At 31.1% G+C, this 18,429-nt stretch carries 6 protein-coding genes; 2 read left to right on the forward strand and 4 right to left on the reverse strand.

Annotated elements, in window-relative coordinates; all coding sequences use genetic code 11:
* The first annotated feature begins 25 nt into the window (after window positions 1-25).
* Window positions 26-1,180: an MFS transporter gene (locus H0I28_RS07215; protein ID WP_254712854.1), complete on the forward strand. Its 1,155-nt coding sequence runs from the start codon at window positions 26-28 to the stop codon at window positions 1,178-1,180.
* A 67-nt stretch (window positions 1,181-1,247) separates the two neighbouring features.
* Here H0I28_RS07215 and H0I28_RS07220 read toward each other — a convergent pair whose 3' ends face one another.
* The 4 genes from H0I28_RS07220 to H0I28_RS07235 form a co-directional block, all read right to left on the reverse strand.
* Window positions 1,248-1,832 (reverse strand): MCP four helix bundle domain-containing protein, encoded by a 585-nt coding sequence (locus tag H0I28_RS07220; protein WP_218761186.1) that lies wholly within the window; start codon window positions 1,830-1,832, stop codon window positions 1,248-1,250.
* Between the two features lie 108 nt (window positions 1,833-1,940).
* Window positions 1,941-4,037 carry an ATP-dependent DNA helicase RecG gene (gene recG / locus H0I28_RS07225; RefSeq protein WP_218761188.1) on the reverse strand — a complete coding sequence of 699 codons (2,097 nt, stop codon included), beginning with the start codon at window positions 4,035-4,037 and terminating at the stop codon, window positions 1,941-1,943.
* A 218-nt stretch (window positions 4,038-4,255) separates the two neighbouring features.
* Window positions 4,256-9,976: a T9SS type A sorting domain-containing protein gene (locus tag H0I28_RS07230; RefSeq protein WP_218761190.1), complete on the reverse strand. Its 5,721-nt coding sequence runs from the start codon at window positions 9,974-9,976 to the stop codon at window positions 4,256-4,258.
* Between the two features lie 175 nt (window positions 9,977-10,151).
* The gene (locus tag H0I28_RS07235; protein WP_218761192.1) at window positions 10,152-10,430 is read right to left on the reverse strand and encodes a hypothetical protein; all 279 of its coding nucleotides are present in this window, start codon (window positions 10,428-10,430) and stop codon (window positions 10,152-10,154) included.
* Between the two features lie 2,203 nt (window positions 10,431-12,633).
* Between H0I28_RS07235 and H0I28_RS07240 the strand changes: the two genes are divergently transcribed.
* Entirely contained in the window at window positions 12,634-18,429 is a 5,796-nt protein-coding gene (locus H0I28_RS07240) for a T9SS type A sorting domain-containing protein (RefSeq protein ID WP_218761194.1), read from the forward strand.

The raw sequence follows: 18,429 nt of genomic DNA on the forward strand, positions 1-18,429 counted from the left end.
TAAAAAAGGATGTCAAAAAAATTATATGATTAAAAAGAGTTTATTATCACTAGCATTAGGAACTTTTGCCATAGGAATGACAGAGTTTACAATGATGGGTATTTTACCTGATATTGCTAAAGACTTAAATATTGATATTCCTTCTGCAGGACATTTAATTTCTTTATATGCACTAGGCGTTGTTATTGGTTCTCCCATTTTAGTTCTATTTACCGCTAAATATTCACCTAGAAAAGTATTAATTTTTTTAATGCTATTGTTTGCTGTTTTTAATGCTTTATTTGCTGTTTCTCCAATATATGCCCTTTTACTCGTTTCTAGGTTTATGGCAGGTTTGCCACATGGTGCGTTTTTTGGAGTTGGCTCTGTAGTGGCTGCAAAATTTGCAGACCCTGGTAAAAAAGCACAGGCAATTGCTATTATGGTTACCGGTATGACCATTGCAAACCTTATTGGAGTTCCTTTAGGTACTTATATTGGGCATCATTTTTCTTGGAGATACACGTATTTAATAATAAGTTTATTTGGTTTATTATCGATGCTTTCGATATACTTCTGGATCCCTAAAATGCAACCACTTTCACAAGTTAGTAAGAAAAGTCAGTTAGCATATTTTAAAACAAAAAAAGCATGGGTTATAATCGGTATGGTTTCTATTGGAACAGGTGGTTTATTTGCTTGGTTAAGCTATATAGCACCTCTTATGACAGAAATCACCAAAATTAATGAAGATGGAATTCCGTTTGTAATGGTTTTAGTTGGTTTGGGAATGATAATAGGAAACCTTTTAGGCGGAAAATTAGCAGATATTATTACGCCACAAAAAACAGTAACCGTTTCTTTTATATTTATGATGCTCTGTTTAATAATCATCTATTTTACAGCCCACATTCCGTTTATGAGTTATTCAATGGCATTTATTACGGGGGTTGCTGCTTTTAGTTGTTCATCTCCAATACAAATGCTTTTAATAGATTCTGCAAAAGGATCAGAAAGTATTGCCGCTGCCGGAGGTCAGTCTAGTTTTAATTTAGGAAATACCATGGGTGCTTTTTTCGGCGGGTTGCCAATTACATATGGTTATGCCTATAATTCGCCTTTACTTATTGGAGTTGGTATGGTAGCAATAGGTATTTGTTTTTCTTATTACTATTTAGTTTTACTAAAAACAAAGGATTAATATAAATGTTATTAAAAAAATAAATCAGATTTATTATTCTGCCTTACAAATTTAAAATTGAATCTACTTATTTTTCTTTAGGTTTATAAATTACAATAACCTGAACTACAACACCTAAAAAAATTAATACGTATATTTCTAGTTGTGTAAAAAGCTCTATTGAATCAATTGCCCTCTTACTTATAGACATTTGCCTTTTTCCTTCATTCATTTGAATTTCAGACAATGCATATAAGTTTTCTTTTACATTTAATATCTTACTATTATAAGAACTTTTTTCAAAAGGTGTGGAGTTTTCTGACTCTATTAATACTGCTAAATTATTTTTAAAATCATTAAAAACTTTAGCTTCTTTTTTGGTTAATTTTGTTCCTTCAAAGGTATTAATAGCCTTTTCAATATCATCATTTACTTGTTTGTTTCTACCTAAATAAAACGTAGAATCCAATTTAGCTAGTGCCAATTCTTTTTCTTGAACAGATTTAGAAATTTTAAAAATTAAATCTTTAGCAACAAGCCTATCTTCATAAATAGTTTCTAAAGAATCTTTTATTCTTACAAAATTATTTCTATCGATTAGATTCGTAGCAATAATTAAAATAAAAATCATTAATATTCCAAGAACCCATTTTACTTTTGTATACAATTTCATTTTTTTTTAGATTAAAACAAACAATATCAAATATACGAAAAATAACAGGTAAAAAAAGCAACTATCTAGATTACAACCGCATCCAACACTTAAAAATGCAATAAAGCACTAACTAATATTAGACCAAATTTTAGAATTTTTAGACAATTCTAAATAGGCTGTTTTAATATTTTTATTTTCTGGGTTCGATAAATTACCATCTTCTTGCAAAATTGCAATTGCTGTATTTCTCGCAGCAACTAAAATTTTAGAATCTTTTACAACATCGGCAATTTTAAGGTTTAAAACACCACTTTGCTGGGTACCCATTAAATTTCCTGGGCCTCGCAATTTTAAATCTACCTCAGCAATTTTAAATCCGTCTGTGGTATCTACCATGGTTTTTAAACGGGTTTTTCCTTCTTCGGATAGCTTATAACTAGACAATAAAATACAATAACTTTGGTCGGCACCTCTACCAACCCTTCCTCTTAATTGATGTAATTGTGAAAGCCCGAATCGTTCTGAACTCTCAATAATCATTACACTTGCATTGGGTACATTTACACCAACTTCTATTACAGTTGTTGCTACCATAATTTGTGTTTCGCCTTTTACAAAACGCTGCATTTCGTGTTCTTTATCTGCAGGTTTCATTTTTCCATGAACAATACTTATTTGATATTTTGGTGTTGGAAAATCTCGAGAAATACTCTCATAACCATCCATTAAATCTTTATAATCCATGGCTTCAGATTCTTGAATTAAAGGATACACTACATACACTTGTCTTCCTTTTTCAATTTCATCACGCATAAATTTAAAAACCGACAATCTATTTTTATCAAATCGATGTACTGTTTTTACTTCCTTTCTTCCTGGAGGTAATTCATCTATTACAGAAATATCTAAATCTCCATATACAGACATTGCCAAAGTTCTTGGAATTGGTGTTGCCGTCATTACTAAAATATGGGGCGGCAAAGAATTTTTAGTCCACAATTTAGCCCTTTGTGCAACTCCAAATCGATGTTGCTCATCAATAATTGCAATTCCTAGGTTTTTAAATTTCACTTTATCTTCTAACAAAGCGTGTGTTCCAATCAAAATATGTAAAGTTCCGTCTTCTAAATTCGCATGGATTTCTCTTCGTTTTTTTATTCTAACCGATCCTGTTAATAAATCGATATTAATATCCATGTCTTTCAACATCTCTGAAATAGCATGATAATGTTGGGTTGCCAAAATTTCTGTTGGCGCCATAATAGTTGCCTGAAAACCATTATCTATAGCTAAAAGCATGCTTAATAAAGCAACAATCGTTTTACCAGAACCAACATCTCCTTGTAAAAGACGATTCATATGCGCACCTGAAGCAACATCTTTTCTAATTTCCTTTAAAACTCTTTTTTGAGCGTTTGTTAAATCGAAAGGTAAATGATCTTTATAAAAAGTATTAAAATAATCACTTACGTTTTCAAAAACAAAGCCTTTTATTTTTGTTTTATTAATGAGTTTCTTTCTCAATAACTGCAACTGAATAAAAAATAATTCTTCGAACTTTAAACGATTTTGGGCTTGAGCTAAGTTTTCTTGATTTTTAGGAAAATGTGCATTCAGCAAAGCATCACGCTTAGACATCAACTTAAAGTCATCTATTATTTCTTGTGATAATGTTTCTGTAAATACTTCAAAAAACTGCTGTAATACATACTGAACATAACTACGCATCAATTTATTTGAAACACCAGAGTTCACTAATCTTTCTGTTGATGGATATACAGGCTGCATTTTAGATTGCAACTTTTTCTTGTATTCCGTAACCAATTCTAACTCTGGGTGTGGAATGCTAAAATTGCCGTTATAATGGTTCAACTTACCGTAAACCACATAGGGTTCATTAATTTTTAAAGAATCTTTAATCCATTTTTGACCTTTAAACCAAACCAATTCCATAGAACCTGTAGCGTCTTGAAAAGTTGCTACTAGCCTACTTCCTCTTTTTTGAGCTACCGATTTTACGCGTGTAATTTTCCCTACAATTTGTACTTCAGAAGAATTGGGCTGTAAATCTTTTATAGCATAAAAAGCTGTTTTATCTATATATCTAAAAGGAAAAAAGTTGAGTAAATCATTACATGTTTTTATACCTAATTCGGTGTACATAAGCGCTGCTCTCTGTACACTAATTCCTTTAATATATGTTATTGGATAGCTTAAATTCAACTGATAGAAATATAAAAAACGAAAATACAGAAATCTACAGGAATAAAAGAAAAAATAATACTTTTTGAAGGTTCTTGTATTTCACAACAAAAGCAATCGTTGATATTCTTACAAAAAAATAGCCCCATTGATTTTTGTAATAAAAACCAATAGAACTATTTAAACAAATAATTAATGCCAACGTTTGCTATTTACAAAACGTCATTTCTCCCCACTCACTAATTTAATATAACTTTTTTAGAAATTTTTCCTTTTTCTGTTTCAACATTTATGATATAAATCGCTTCAGATAATTTATTTATTTTTAACCTCTGTTGCGTAGTTGTTTGATCTAAATCTTTCCAAGAACCAATTGTTTGACCTAATAAATTAAATAGTTCTACGCTTTTCAGTTGAACATTATTCTCGTTATTAATAACGATTTCTTGCGTATCATTATCCATGAAAACAGTAATACTTTTGTTTAGTATTGCTATATCGTCTGCAACATCCAGAGTACTGTTTGTACTTTGTTGAAATGTTAAGAAAAAACGATCTGTATAACTTCCGCTTGAAAGGGTTAAAGAAAAACGGCCATCACTAATTAAGTACGTCACATTTGTTAATTTATCTTTTATATAAACTTCTCTATCAATAGCCTCCCATTCATCAATACCTATAGTTACCGTTCCGTTATGAGCTAATGACAAGTATAAAGGCACTTCTAAATCATCCGAAATAGTTTGTACTCCCGTAATAGCATATTTATCATCATTATCAGGAAACTTCCAGTAAATATCTGTCTCACCAACATCTAACATTGCTGCATCATATCCTTTATCAAAGCCAAAAGAATTATCATTTTTAAATGAAATACCTATCTGTCTATGTAATCCTAAACCTTCTTCACTTTTATAATCCATCCCTAATTTAATAATAGGAAGTTTACTTACAGTAATATTTTCTTCTTTAGACTTACCATTGCTTTTAAAGAAAATTGACTCACTTCCTTCTTTCACATACACTCTTTGCCTATTATTAAAAGTAATGTCTCCACCACCAGTTTCTCCGTCTCCATCTTTATTGTCTGAGTCTCCATCTACAAAAAATCCTTGCCCCATAGCAATATATTGTCCTGGTATTTGATAAGGTCCAGAACCTACTGATGGAACTCCTTCATTTACAACACGTCCTATTAAAGAAAATTTATCTAAATATATACCAACAGTAGCTACGTTATCTACATATAGAACCTCTACAACATCTCCAACTTTAATATCAACAGGAAGAGCCCCCTCTTTGTATTCCGTATTGGTATCTACCAAGTCAAGTACATGCACACTTCCACTATTTATTTTAATTCCTAAAGATATTTCATTAACAGTTCTATAAAAAACAGATAATTTATCTACATCTACCGTACTTGTAAAAGAAAGACCTTCATTAACAGCATTAAGCAATACCCCTGAAAGGCTTCCTGAATAAGTTTCTGCACCACCTGTTAATATGCAAGACTCTGCTTCAGTAACATTCATCTCTACGTCCGAACCATTATTAGAAGAAACTTGATTAGCAGCCAATCCCATAGAAATATTTCTTACAGCATAACCACCAACATAGCCTCCATAATTATGACCCGCTGTACCCGATCCACTTTTTTCCGCTGCATGTTCCCAGAAATATAAACTACCAGTTATAACATCTAAATTATCTTGAATAAATTTCTTCACACTAATTGCTCCTGCAAAAGGGTTCCCTACTAAATATGATTCATTGGCTCCTACTGTTGTAGCCATAATTCCATCCTTTGGAGTACCTACAAATGTATAATTTTGCTTTTGATCAGGTCCTTTAAAAATAAAGCCATCCGTTTCAGAAATTGTTTGATTTTTGTACTTATGCTCCCAACTAGACCTATCTCCTGCTCCATTAGCATAGGTATACACCCAGTAATCAGCTATAGATATAGGATCTGTACTCCATGTACCATTATAACCACCAATAAAAGTTATGTTTTTTGCAATATCAGTCGGTCCTTGACCAATTACACCTCCATGACTTAAGACATTGCTACCGTCTTTTAGAACACTTTCTATGGTATAATTAGTTTCTCCAACAGTATTTACAGGAGAACTCATGTAATTATATCTATACATACTAGGTACCATAGATTTTTGATCTACCAATAATTTACCAGAACCTGTAATTTGTTTTACTCCATCATGTGTTTGTAACAGTTGTGCTTTATTAGTATCATCTGTACTAACTAATCTAATTTCTCCGTCTAAAACAATGTTATTAGTTACAACTAATAAATGATCTGTAACACTAAACACAGTATTACTTTTAACTTCTAATTTACGAGCACTTAATTTTTCTATATGTTCGTAACTTTCCGAAACAACCACTTCTCTAGATCTATCTGGATAACCATTAGACCATTCTCCACTTATTCTATCTGTTAAACCAAAATTATGTAAACCTGGTTTTGTATTTGCCGCATCATCTGCAGACTCTATTTCTGATAATAATGGGTCATGAGGATGACGTTCATCATTTTCATCAGTAAGATCATTTCCTAAATCTGTATAAGTAATAATATCATCATCTATAAATGCAATCCATTCTACAGAGTCAAAAGTTGTATTTGGTGATGAAACATTATCAATACGCACATAACTTGTGTTATCTGCAATGTCTTTAATTACATCTAATCTTTCACTCCATGCAGTACTACCACTTCCTTTAGTTAGCGCAATAATATCATTTCCTCCTGTAAAGGCAGTTACCGGCGAACTAACAGTTACTTCTGCTGATGCTAATTTATTTGTAACAGTATGAACAGATTTAAACAACATAGATTCTCCTATACCTATAGCCACTGTGTTTCTAGCTATTGCATTTGGAAGCGAAGATTCTGGATCTGAACCATTTGAAAACAACGCTATATTTATAGTATTAGCTGCTATAACTTTATTTACTGATATATTGGTTACTTCTATCCAACGCTCTGTTGCAGATTGAAATACTTGCGTTATCATTACCTCTGTACCACAAGCATTAACATTTTTATCTAACGCATAAACCGTATAAGTAGATGTATAACTTGTTATTGCAGTAGAAGAATCGTCAGACTCTAAACTAGCAACCAAACCATTAGCCCCGACTTCTTGTCCTGAAACCGTAATGTCTAACATTGCATTATCTAAACTTGTTGTTGTATTTGCTGTATTATCTGTACCATTTCCATTGGTTACCATAGCTGCTTTAAAAATACCTGGCACACCTGCCTCTACACTATCTGGACAACCATCTCCATCTGAATCTAAGTCTAAATGATTTGGAATCCCATCCCCATCTGTATCGAATACATCCGGAATACTATCTCCATTAGTATTTACATAATCTGTTGTACTACCATCTCCAGAACCACTACCATTATCAAAAATATCTAAATAATTTGGTATTCCATCTCCATCCGCATCCTTTAACGGCTCATAAACACCGTATTCTTGAGTATCTAAAACACCGTCATTGTCATCATCTAAATCTATACTGTCTAAAATACCATCTAAATCTGTATCTTTATCTGTACAGCTATCAAAAACACCACCAACTCCACCTGTAGCTCCTCTTGTGTCTACAAAGGCGCCGTAAACTTTTAGCTCACTACTTCCCAAAACACCACTTAAATCTACACCTACAAATTTAGTCGCTGTAATTTTTATTCCATCATAAGGTAGTGTTGTTTTAAAACCTAAATTAACATTTCCAGTACCTGTGGTTCCTAAAACAGTACCTCCTAACAAACCTAAACCTAACAAATTACTTCCCGTAGCGGTTTCAGAAACAGTTCCATCATCTTTTAACGTGGTAATTGTAATCGCATCATATAAAAGGTCTAAACTCAATAAGGAATCATCAAAACTCACATTAAACCCAGCATAAGAACCAGCAGGGTATGTATTCGTTGCATCTCTAACTGCAATACTCACAGAACCATTAACACCTACCGCAGCATTCATTGTTGCAAAATCAGTATTATTACTTGTTAATACATTATTTGCATTTTCTACGCTACAATCTACGCAAGCTGTTCCAAAAACACCTGTCTGAGAAAAATCTACATAAGTAGAAAATCCAGGAGAACTTAAGTTGTAAGAAGTATTACACTCTAACGTTGTACTACACATTTTTTGAATGACACTATTATATATTTTAATAGTTCCTAAATTAACAGCAGCAATGGGTGCAGCAAATTTAATTCTAACCTCATCAAAAGTCTGTATAGCAGGAAAACCAATTGTTTGTTTGCCTGAAGCTGTTAGTAAAGGAACACTTGCCAAAGCACCTCCTCCTGTTTCTGATTCTACCAAAACGCCTTCTAAATAAGTAGAAATTGTAATGTTACTTAATATATCTACCCCCACCAAAGATTGTGTTTCCATTACAAAACCTACATAATAAGGATCTGTTGTTGCAGCTGTATAACTGTCTAAAACATCATAAACACCTATTTCTAAAGAACCTAAAAGATCTATATTTAAACCTAATTCTGCATAATCATCACCAACATTATCTCCATTTACATCTATAGTACCAGGATTTATAATATTATCTAACCCTTTTATAGTTGAACCTGCGCTAACTAAACCAGTATCTCCAGGATTATAAACCTCTACCGGATAATCTGTATTTGTCCACGCTACTTGTTCATTACAAGTTAAAGCCGCTGCCAAACAGTATTCTTTTATAATAGGATGGTTAACAAAAAAATCACCTAAACTTACACCAACAGTATCTGAAAGTTCAACTTTAATTTCATCATAAGGTTTAGATGTATCTGTAACAAAACCTACATTTCTCGTTGCACTTGTTAAAAGCGGAAGCCCCACTAGAGCATCAGTAACATTTATAGTTTCTTGTGGTGAATCATTTAAATAAGTAGTAATTGTTAACGTGCTTAATGCACTTAAATCTACAAGAGCATTTGTCGTTATATTAAACCCTGCATAGGTACCTCCTGCAAAAGGAACTACTGTAGCAGCCTGAAAATCTCTTTGTTTTTTTACGGATAAATACACGGTTCTTAACACTCCTGCCGAAAGAACACCACCTGTTAAATTTGCGTGAGTACTTGAACTACCATCTAATACATTTTCTGGATTAATACCTGTTGACCCCAAAAGATTAAGACTAACACCAGTAGTACCAACATCATCTATTTCCATCGCATAACCTGTACCTAAAGAAGCTTCTGAAATTGTGTTACAAACTAATGCACTACTTGTATCTTCATAAATTTTCACAAACGGATAGTTAACTTCTAATGTGGTAACCAAACCACCTATAGAAATTCTCATCTCATCAAAAGCTGCTGGTGATACAAAACCAATATTTGCACTTGAACCAAAACCTAAATTAAGCGATAAAACATCACTCGAAGGACTATAACTAGCTACTGGAGCTGGATTACCGTCTATATATAAATCAATAATTATTGTACTCAACAAACCTACTCCCGTACCGATATTAAAACCAGCATAAGTTCCTGCAGGGAAATCGCCTAATGCATCAGGAGCTTTGACTGTTAATGTATTAGTACCTAAAACAGTAGCCAGTGTAGATGTAGAATTACCTGTATCACTATCTACAGCATTTGCTCCATCTCCAGACCAATTATCTGAACACCCCAATGCTATAATACAATCTTCAGACCCATCTGCAGTTACTCCACTAAAATTAGCACCATCATTTACCAGAGGTACAATTTGATTTTTAGGTAAATCTGCAATAGTGTTTACTGCAAGTGATTTTGTTGGTAAAGTTTTTGTTGTTTTTGTCTTAGGCGGACCTTCAAGACCATTTGCCTTATCATTCGTAGCATAAATATTTATTATACTTAAAACGAACAATAGGGTGAACCATTTTTGGGTTGTTGTTGCTGTTGTTGTTTTCATTTTTCAGGGAATTAAAAAATTTATAAACTTTTTGTATGCTATTCTTCTAGGATAAAATTATATACATATAATCTTATCCTCAGAATAATTATTCTAAACATTGTGTTTGTTATGAATTTTAATAAAATAATAAATAGGGTATTTTTTTATATGACTATACCTAGTCAATTACCTATTACGCTACCTTTAGATTTCTACGCTTTGCCTTATCAACTTGCAATAGACGGTATTTGCTATTCATCTTCATAACCATATTAAAACAAGTATGATTATTCATTAAAGTTACTACTTGGTTCTCCGGAGGTTTACCAATAGTATCAACAATAAGTATTGTTTTAGTACCTGTAGACTTGTTAGTAAGTCTTTTCACCTCCTTATTATTCTCTGCAGAAGTATTTAAAATACTTAGAACGAATAAAAGAATGAACCATTTTTGAGTTGTTTTTCTTTTCATTTTTTCGGGGGATTAAAAAATTCATAAACTTATTTATATCATTACTTAAGGTTAAAAATACAATTCTTACCTAAAATAACTACACAATGATGTTTGTTCCTATTTTAGTAAAATAACATAGCAATTATCTTAAATCTAATTTATATAAAACTCTAAAAACTAATTTACTAGATTTTATTAGACCTATCAATAATATGATTTTTTATTCACAAAAACAAACTTTCACCTATTAAATATCTAATTTTTTATCAAAAAACATAAACATAACCTTAGCAATACATTAAATAAACAAACAATTATGCAAAAGAGTATTCCCTACCCTTTTTCAAACTTTCCTATAGGTAAAAAATAAGACTAAAATATCAAGTAGTAACTTTAAAATAGTGAAAAATTTTCACTGTTTTTCATTTCCTCTATTTTTATGAACTCTATTTTAAGAAACAGAAATAACAATTGTCTCATTCAAATTGTAAGAGAAATTTTAATACAAAACAGAACCTAATAATTATACTGTAAGTTATAAATATTAAATTAAGTTATGAAACCTGAAATGTCACTCATAAATTTGTGATGCATCTTTTTTATATCCTTAATTTGTAAAATATAGCACTTCAAATCAAAATAATTGTAATAAATACAGTTTCACGCGACTCAGAAAAAACAAACCAAAAGCTAAAAAAAAAGCTGTACTTATTTAAATAATTTCAACTAAAAAAAGATACCATTTTTTCTTTTTAAATACACTCAAAGAAGAATTTTAATAATTAATATTAAAATAAATTGAGTCCTACATTTTACAAATAAACACAATAAAATTGCCAATATCAATAAGAAAACATGGAGTGAGTAGTAAGTGCGTAGTGATATTGAAGTGGTTTGAAGAAAATACTTTTTTAAATTAATTTCTATTTAAATGACTATATATAATTTTGCTCTACTATTTAATAATACAGATAGAAAGGTCCCCACTAAATATCCAAAAAAAAAAAACACACACACCTTTAAAATGGTGTAAAAACGGGTATGAATTAGATATTAAAAAGCAAACACCAGTAAAGGCATTATGAATGAGAAAGTAGTAATAGAGTAATTTAATCTCGTCTTCTGACATAGCTAATTAAGAAGACGATAATTTTTAAGGCTTAAAATAGAAAAGATCATTTATCAGAAGTTTTATATGAAAAATTTTCTTCTTTTAATTTAATTATTAGTTGCGTCCCCACAAAACTAATCTCTTTTCTATTTGAGTCTTTTTTTTGCTTGTAATTCAAAGAAACTTAAAACTATATTAAAATAATTTTACACCATTAGTCTATAAAAATATAGTTCATTACATAAAAACATGTTTTTTTTTATAAATTCATATATTAATCAATAACCAAGTTTCACAACCTACTCTTTATAAACTTTAATAACATAGTATACTTTTAGAATACTATGTAAGTTTCATTTTATAAAATATAATAAAACTCACATAAACTAATTTATTTGAGAATAAACTTACCGGAACTTCATATAATATTACAGAAGGTAAAGCTACATTAACTTTAAATAAAGAGGTACATCCTGATAGATTTGTACTTGCTTTTACACCTAATAGTAGTTTAGATCTAGAATACGAATTATTAGCTGCAAAGACTAATATTTATGCTGATAATAAAAACAAACAAATTGTAATTTCTAAAGTAGAATTATTTGATATTCTTGGTAAAAAAGTATGTATGCTGGAGTATTAAAGAACAAAAAGATACGTACCAATTAAAAATTAAAACGCAAATACCAACAGGTATATACATTGTAAAAATGAATACTAGTAAAGGTGAAACTAATAAAAAAGGGGTTATAGAGTAAAATAAACTCAATAGAATACTATTAATTAAAGCTGAATAACAAAATCGTTATTCAGTTTTTTTTTGTCATGTGAATACTTTACTAAGTTAAAATCAACATAGAATAGCATAAATATGCAATTTTCAAATAAAAAAATGAAATATTTTTTATTTAAACATATAACAAATATTTACATGGTAAAAAGAAGAAACTATAAGAAATAACAAGAAATAAGCAACAATTTAACAGATAACACACTTTTCCCTCTTTTTAATTTATGGATAAAAACTTAAATGTGACTTATCTAACTTATATGAGTCCTATAAGAGGTGCTTAATTAAGAGCAACTATTATATCTTTTAAAACTTACTACATGATTAACCCCCTAAAAAAAAGAAAATTATTTCAAAAATTAATTTCTTTTAAATTAAAATCTTCTTTATTATTATTTTTAGTAGTTGCATTATCTTCAATTTCCAATACAAATGCACAATGTGATACTTATGATTACACTTTAAACAGTAACCAAAGTAATGGTTATACCTTTAAGTCTGGTGTTACCCGTGTTGTAGGTAATATTAGCGTTAGTAACGGAAGTGGTGCAAAATTTAACGATGGCGCAGTAATTTGTATTTCTGATGGTAGCACATTAAAAGTAGCCAATGCAACCTCAACAGGAAATGTTTCTTTTATAATACAAAACGGTGAATTAATTTTCGATCAAAATCCACAGTTGAGTGCTAATATTACAATAGAAATAGGAAGTAAAGGAAAACTTACTGCTTTAAATACTATTAGTTTTAATGGTGCTAAAAATAAAATTTACAATGAAGGTACAATAAACATCAGTAAATCATTGCAGTTTGGAGGCGCTACTGAAAATGAATTTGATAATCTTGGTAAAGTAATTATTGGTACAGAAATGAATGCATCTTCTGTAGGTCTTAGTCAAATTAGAAATCAAAATGAAATGATTATTACAAATAACTCTCAAATTGGTGCTAATATTACTTTTGTTAACTGTGGTGTACTTACATCAAAACAAGCATTTAATAATAATGGACTTGTTGTTAATACTGGTACTTTTAACATTACAGGTGGTGCTTTATCTTTAGGTGTATCATCTGCTATTTTTAGAAATTACGGAAAATTATATGTAAATGGAGATATCAATTTAACTGGAGAACTTTATAATGAAGGCTACGCAGAGGTTAATCAAAAAATACAAGGAGGCGGAGATGTTACTGGTCCATTAACATCAGAATCTAAAACTGGTTATATTAAAATTGGTAGCCAATCCCCTATTTCAGGTAAAGTTGGTCCTAATTTAGATTTCTCATATTCTTTTAGTGGTACTCCAATACAAAACGGAACTATAGACAGTACTGTAACCTATAACTGTACGGGTACAGATTGTAAAAACCCAAAAGATACAGAAGAAACTTGTGCTAATTTAGACGGAACAATACCTTGTTCTTTAACAGAACCAGACACTATAATTGGTACTTGTACTAATGAAAATGATTTACAATTTACATTAAATTTAAAAGGAAATAACATAGGTGATTCTTATGTAATATCAGGTACAACTGCTACTACAGGAATCTACAATACCGATACCGTTTTTATAATTACAAACGGTGCAGATGGTTTAGACAAAACAGTAACTGTTACAGATATAAATGATGCTAATTGTAATTTAACAATTACAATTTCTGGAACCGCGTCTTGTATAGATACAGATAAAGATGGTGTTATAGACAGTATTGATTTAGATGATGATAATGATGGTATTTTAGATACTGATGAAGGTTGTGGAAATTTAATTATAAACGGAAGTTTCGAACTTCAAGATTTTTCTAGTACTACAGAATTCCCTAATGGTTACACAGATGCATCTGGTACATTTATAGGAACTACATTTAATACAAATACACTAAAAGGATGGAATTACACTCAAAACCTAGATGGTTGGGTTGGTGGTCAATCACCAAGTTGGTCTACTAATATCTATGCAGATGCGTATGACGGAAAACAATACTTAGATGTTCTTGGTAACAACGATAAAAGTGCAGGAGGAGTTAGTAACATACTTTCACAAAATATTACAACAATTCCCGGTACAACGTATACCCTTAGTTTTTATTGGGGAGAAGATATTGGCCATTCTGTAGGACAGGAAGTTACTTTAGATTTAAACATTAAAAACACCTCTAACGTAAGTATTTTCAACAAAACTTTAAGTAGCATAGCAGAAGGAACTGTAAACGGAATTATTGGTCCTAAAAAATGGTATCGCTATAGCACTTCTTTTGTTGCCAATGACACAGAAACAACAATAGAATTTCAGGCAACACCTCCTACAGGTGGATCTATAGGTATAGGAGCTGCTTTAGATCTTGTAACTATTTTCGCTAATAACTGTGCAGATACAGACAATGATGGTATTCCTAATTCTTTAGATTTAGATTCAGATAACGACGGTATATCAGATTTAGTAGAAGCTGGAGGAGTAGATACTGATGGAAATGGTAAAGTAGATGATATAAATACTGACGGTACCTTAGTAAATGATTCAGATGGTAACGGTTTAGATGATCGTTATGATGTAAATAATGGAGGAATCGCTATTGCAAACCTAGATACAGATGGAGATGGAATACCAAATACTCAAGATTTAGATTCTGACAACGATGGTATTCCTGATGTTATAGAAGCCGGAGGTAAAGATGCAAACGGTGATGGTTTAGCTGATGACTTTGTAGACACTGACAACGATGGTTTTAATGATACTGTTGATGGAGATGTTGGACAAGATGGTGTTTCAGAAAACAAAGACAATGTTTTAATATTAACAGGAGAAGATACTGATGGAAACGGAACCCCGAACTCATACCCTAAAGGTGATGCAGATAATGATGGTATTTTAAATCATTTAGATATTGATGCAGATAATGATGGTATACCAGATAATGTAGAAGCACAAACTACTGTAGATTATATTGCACCAAGTGGAGTTGGTAGCCAAATAACAGATATCAACAAAAATGGTGTAGATGACACTTATGAAAACGGTACTACAATTGGTCTTACACCAACAAACACAGATGGTATAGATACTCCAGATTACTTAGATACAGACACAGATAATGATGGTATTCCAGATATTTTTGAAAATGGAGATACAGACAATATCCTAAGCGGAAATGATGTAGATAATGATGGTTTAGATGACAACTTCGATGACAATGATGATTCTAGTATTATTGGAGCTACAGTAAATGATGGTTTAAACCCAGATAACACTGTAATAAACCTAATAACATTAGAAAATTCTTTTGGTGATGAAGATAATGACTTCTCCCCTACTAATCCAACTACTGGTGATCTTGATTATAGAGATGCACCAGAAGCTGCAGATGTTATGATAACACAAGTATATCAATTTGGCACAGAAAAATGGATTGAAATTACAAATATAGGAACTACAGATATCCCTGCTAATACTATTAAAATTCAATTATATAAGGATACTACAGGCGATCAAACAGGTGTTACACCAGATGTCTCTGATATTGTAGACTCAGTATTAAAAGTAGGCGAATCTGTATTGTTTAAAAACTCAGTAAATACAGTTTCTCATGTAAATGCAACAGCTACAATAATTACAAATAATGAGTTAACAGATTTAGATGACACTACTAATGATATCATTACACTTTCAGCTGCTTCAGGAACTTATTCATGGGCAAATAGATATGATGTTGTTTCAAATATTACCAACAAAACTTCATTTGTAAGAATAGATGAAACGACTAGTACTAATAAAGATTATGACGCTACTGAATGGGTAGTATTTATAGATGATGCAATAGCTACTTATGATGTAGTAAATAGTGCTATATCTACAGATATTATCCAAAGAAGACATCCGCAAGATTTATTAATATCAGAAATACTAAGTTCTAATACTGATGCAAACACATTACTTGGTTTACACAGAATTAAAGAAACTACTAGAAATTTAGATGGAACTTGGGATAATGGTTTTCCAGACAGATCTCGTTATGTCATAATAGATGAAGATTACAACCATACAACAGATAGATTAAGTGCTAGAAAACTAAAAATAGATACTTCTAAAGAATTATTAGTAACAAATAATCTATTAGTAGTTACTAATGATATCGAATTAAACGGAAACATACGTTTATCTGGTACTTCTCAACTAGTACAAACCCATACAAGTTTAAGTAGAGTATCGGGTTCTGGTTTACTTTTTGTTGATCAAAAATCTGAAGTACCTAGTATATATCGTTACAACTATATGAGTTCTCCAGTAACTACTTTAGGAGAAAACACCTATACTTTAGAAACTGTTCTTAGAAACGGAACAACAACCAACTCACCAAAAGAAATTACTTATGTTTCTGGATATGATGGTGCAGTAAATGGTACTGATATTTCTTTAGCAGATTATTGGGTATATACATATGCTGCAGGTAGTAACGGTAGATCTAATTGGGAGCATAAATATAAAGACGGAGCTATAAATAAAGGAGATGGTTACATATTTAAAGGACCCGGACAAGAACAAAACTACACATTTGTAGGTACACCAAATGACGGTGAGTTTAATACTATTAATGAAATAAACCCTGGACAATCTTATTTAATTGGTAATCCTTTTCCTTCTGCAATGAATGCTAGAAAATTTATAGAAGATAACGAAGATTCAATAACAGGAACGCTATACTTTTGGCAACATGTAGGAGAAGATGAGGATGAAGGTACTGCAGGGCATAATTTTGCAGGTTATATTGGTGGTTACGCTACTCAAAATAAAACAATGGGTACTGCAGCAAACGCTACTAGCCAAAATGAACCCGTAAATTATACTTTAGAAGCAGAAGATGCTCTTGAAGGAGATGGATTTGAAATATCAATACCAATGATAGGTTTCTCTGTAGTTTCTTTAAATAATGAAGACCATATTACGTTTCCTAATATTTCTAGAGGTGTAGATTCATTAAGAATAACCTACGCATCTTTTTATGATAAAACATTAAAAATTAAAATTAACAATGTAGACAGAGGAGAAATTACATTCCCTAACACTGGTCTATTATATAAAGAGCTTAAAATTGCTTTATGCATGGAAGCTGGTAGTAATGTTACATTGACTTCTAGTACTGATGGCCATAGTATTTTTGTTGACAAAATAGTTTTTAAAGATGAAGACGGACAAATATCTTGTGCTCCGAGTACAGGTGGCGAAGAATACGCAGATAAATACAAGACTCCAGAACCGTATATTGCTGTTGGACAAGGTTTTTTCATTGAAGGGAATACAACAAACGGAAAAATTGTTTTTAACAATAGCCAAAGAGAATACATAACAAAAGAATCTGGAGAATCTGTATTCTTTAAAAGTGAAAAGAAAACAACAGAAAAGTCATCAAACTTAGGCTTACCAATCTTAAAGTTGGGTATGAATTATTCTAATACATTAGGAAACAATTTACATCGCCAAATAGGTATTTCTTTTAACCAAACAAACTCGTTTGAGTATGAAAAAGGATATGATTCTGAAATATATGATATTAACCCAACGGACTTCTATTGGAAATTTCCTAACAACACTAGTAGCTACGTTATTGCTGGTGTACAACAAATTTCAAATGAATTAGAAGTTCCTTTAGAAGTTGTTGTGAACCAAAATAGTGTAATTACAATAAATATCGATGAAATAGAAAACATCAATCAAGATATATATATAAAAGACAAATTAACAGGTAAAACACAAAAAATAAATGACGCTAGTGCTACGTATCAATTAAAAAAAGGTACTTACACAGATAGATTTGTTTTAGCATTTATCACTGCACAAGATGCTGTACTTAGTATTGAAAACGAGCTATTGTCTACCTATACAAATGTATATGCCGACAATAAAAATAACCAAATTGTAATTTCTAAGAACAATGATGTAGAAATTAATAACATAGCGTTATTTAATATTCTTGGTAAAAAAGTAATTCTTTGGGATATTAAAGAACAAAAAAGTGATTACCAACTAGACATCTACAAACAATTACCAACAGGTGTTTATATTGTAAAAATGGACACTAATAAGGGGATTACAAGTAAAAAAGTAGTTATAGAATAA

Source organism: Polaribacter sp. AHE13PA, assembly GCF_019278505.1.
GTDB lineage: Bacteria > Bacteroidota > Bacteroidia > Flavobacteriales > Flavobacteriaceae > Polaribacter.

Bases quoted from the DNA above. Each gene is read 5' to 3' on its own strand.
- H0I28_RS07230 (WP_218761190.1), bottom strand. From the start codon at position 9,976: ATGAAAACAACAACAGCAACAACAACCCAAAAATGGTTCACCCTATTG.
- H0I28_RS07220 (WP_218761186.1), bottom strand. From the start codon at position 1,832: ATGAAATTGTATACAAAAGTAAAATGGGTTCTTGGAATATTAATGATT.
- H0I28_RS07240 (WP_218761194.1), top strand. From the start codon at position 12,634: ATGATTAACCCCCTAAAAAAAAGAAAATTATTTCAAAAATTAATTTCT.
- H0I28_RS07215 (WP_254712854.1), top strand. From the start codon at position 26: ATGATTAAAAAGAGTTTATTATCACTAGCATTAGGAACTTTTGCCATA.
- H0I28_RS07235 (WP_218761192.1), bottom strand. From the start codon at position 10,430: ATGAAAAGAAAAACAACTCAAAAATGGTTCATTCTTTTATTCGTTCTA.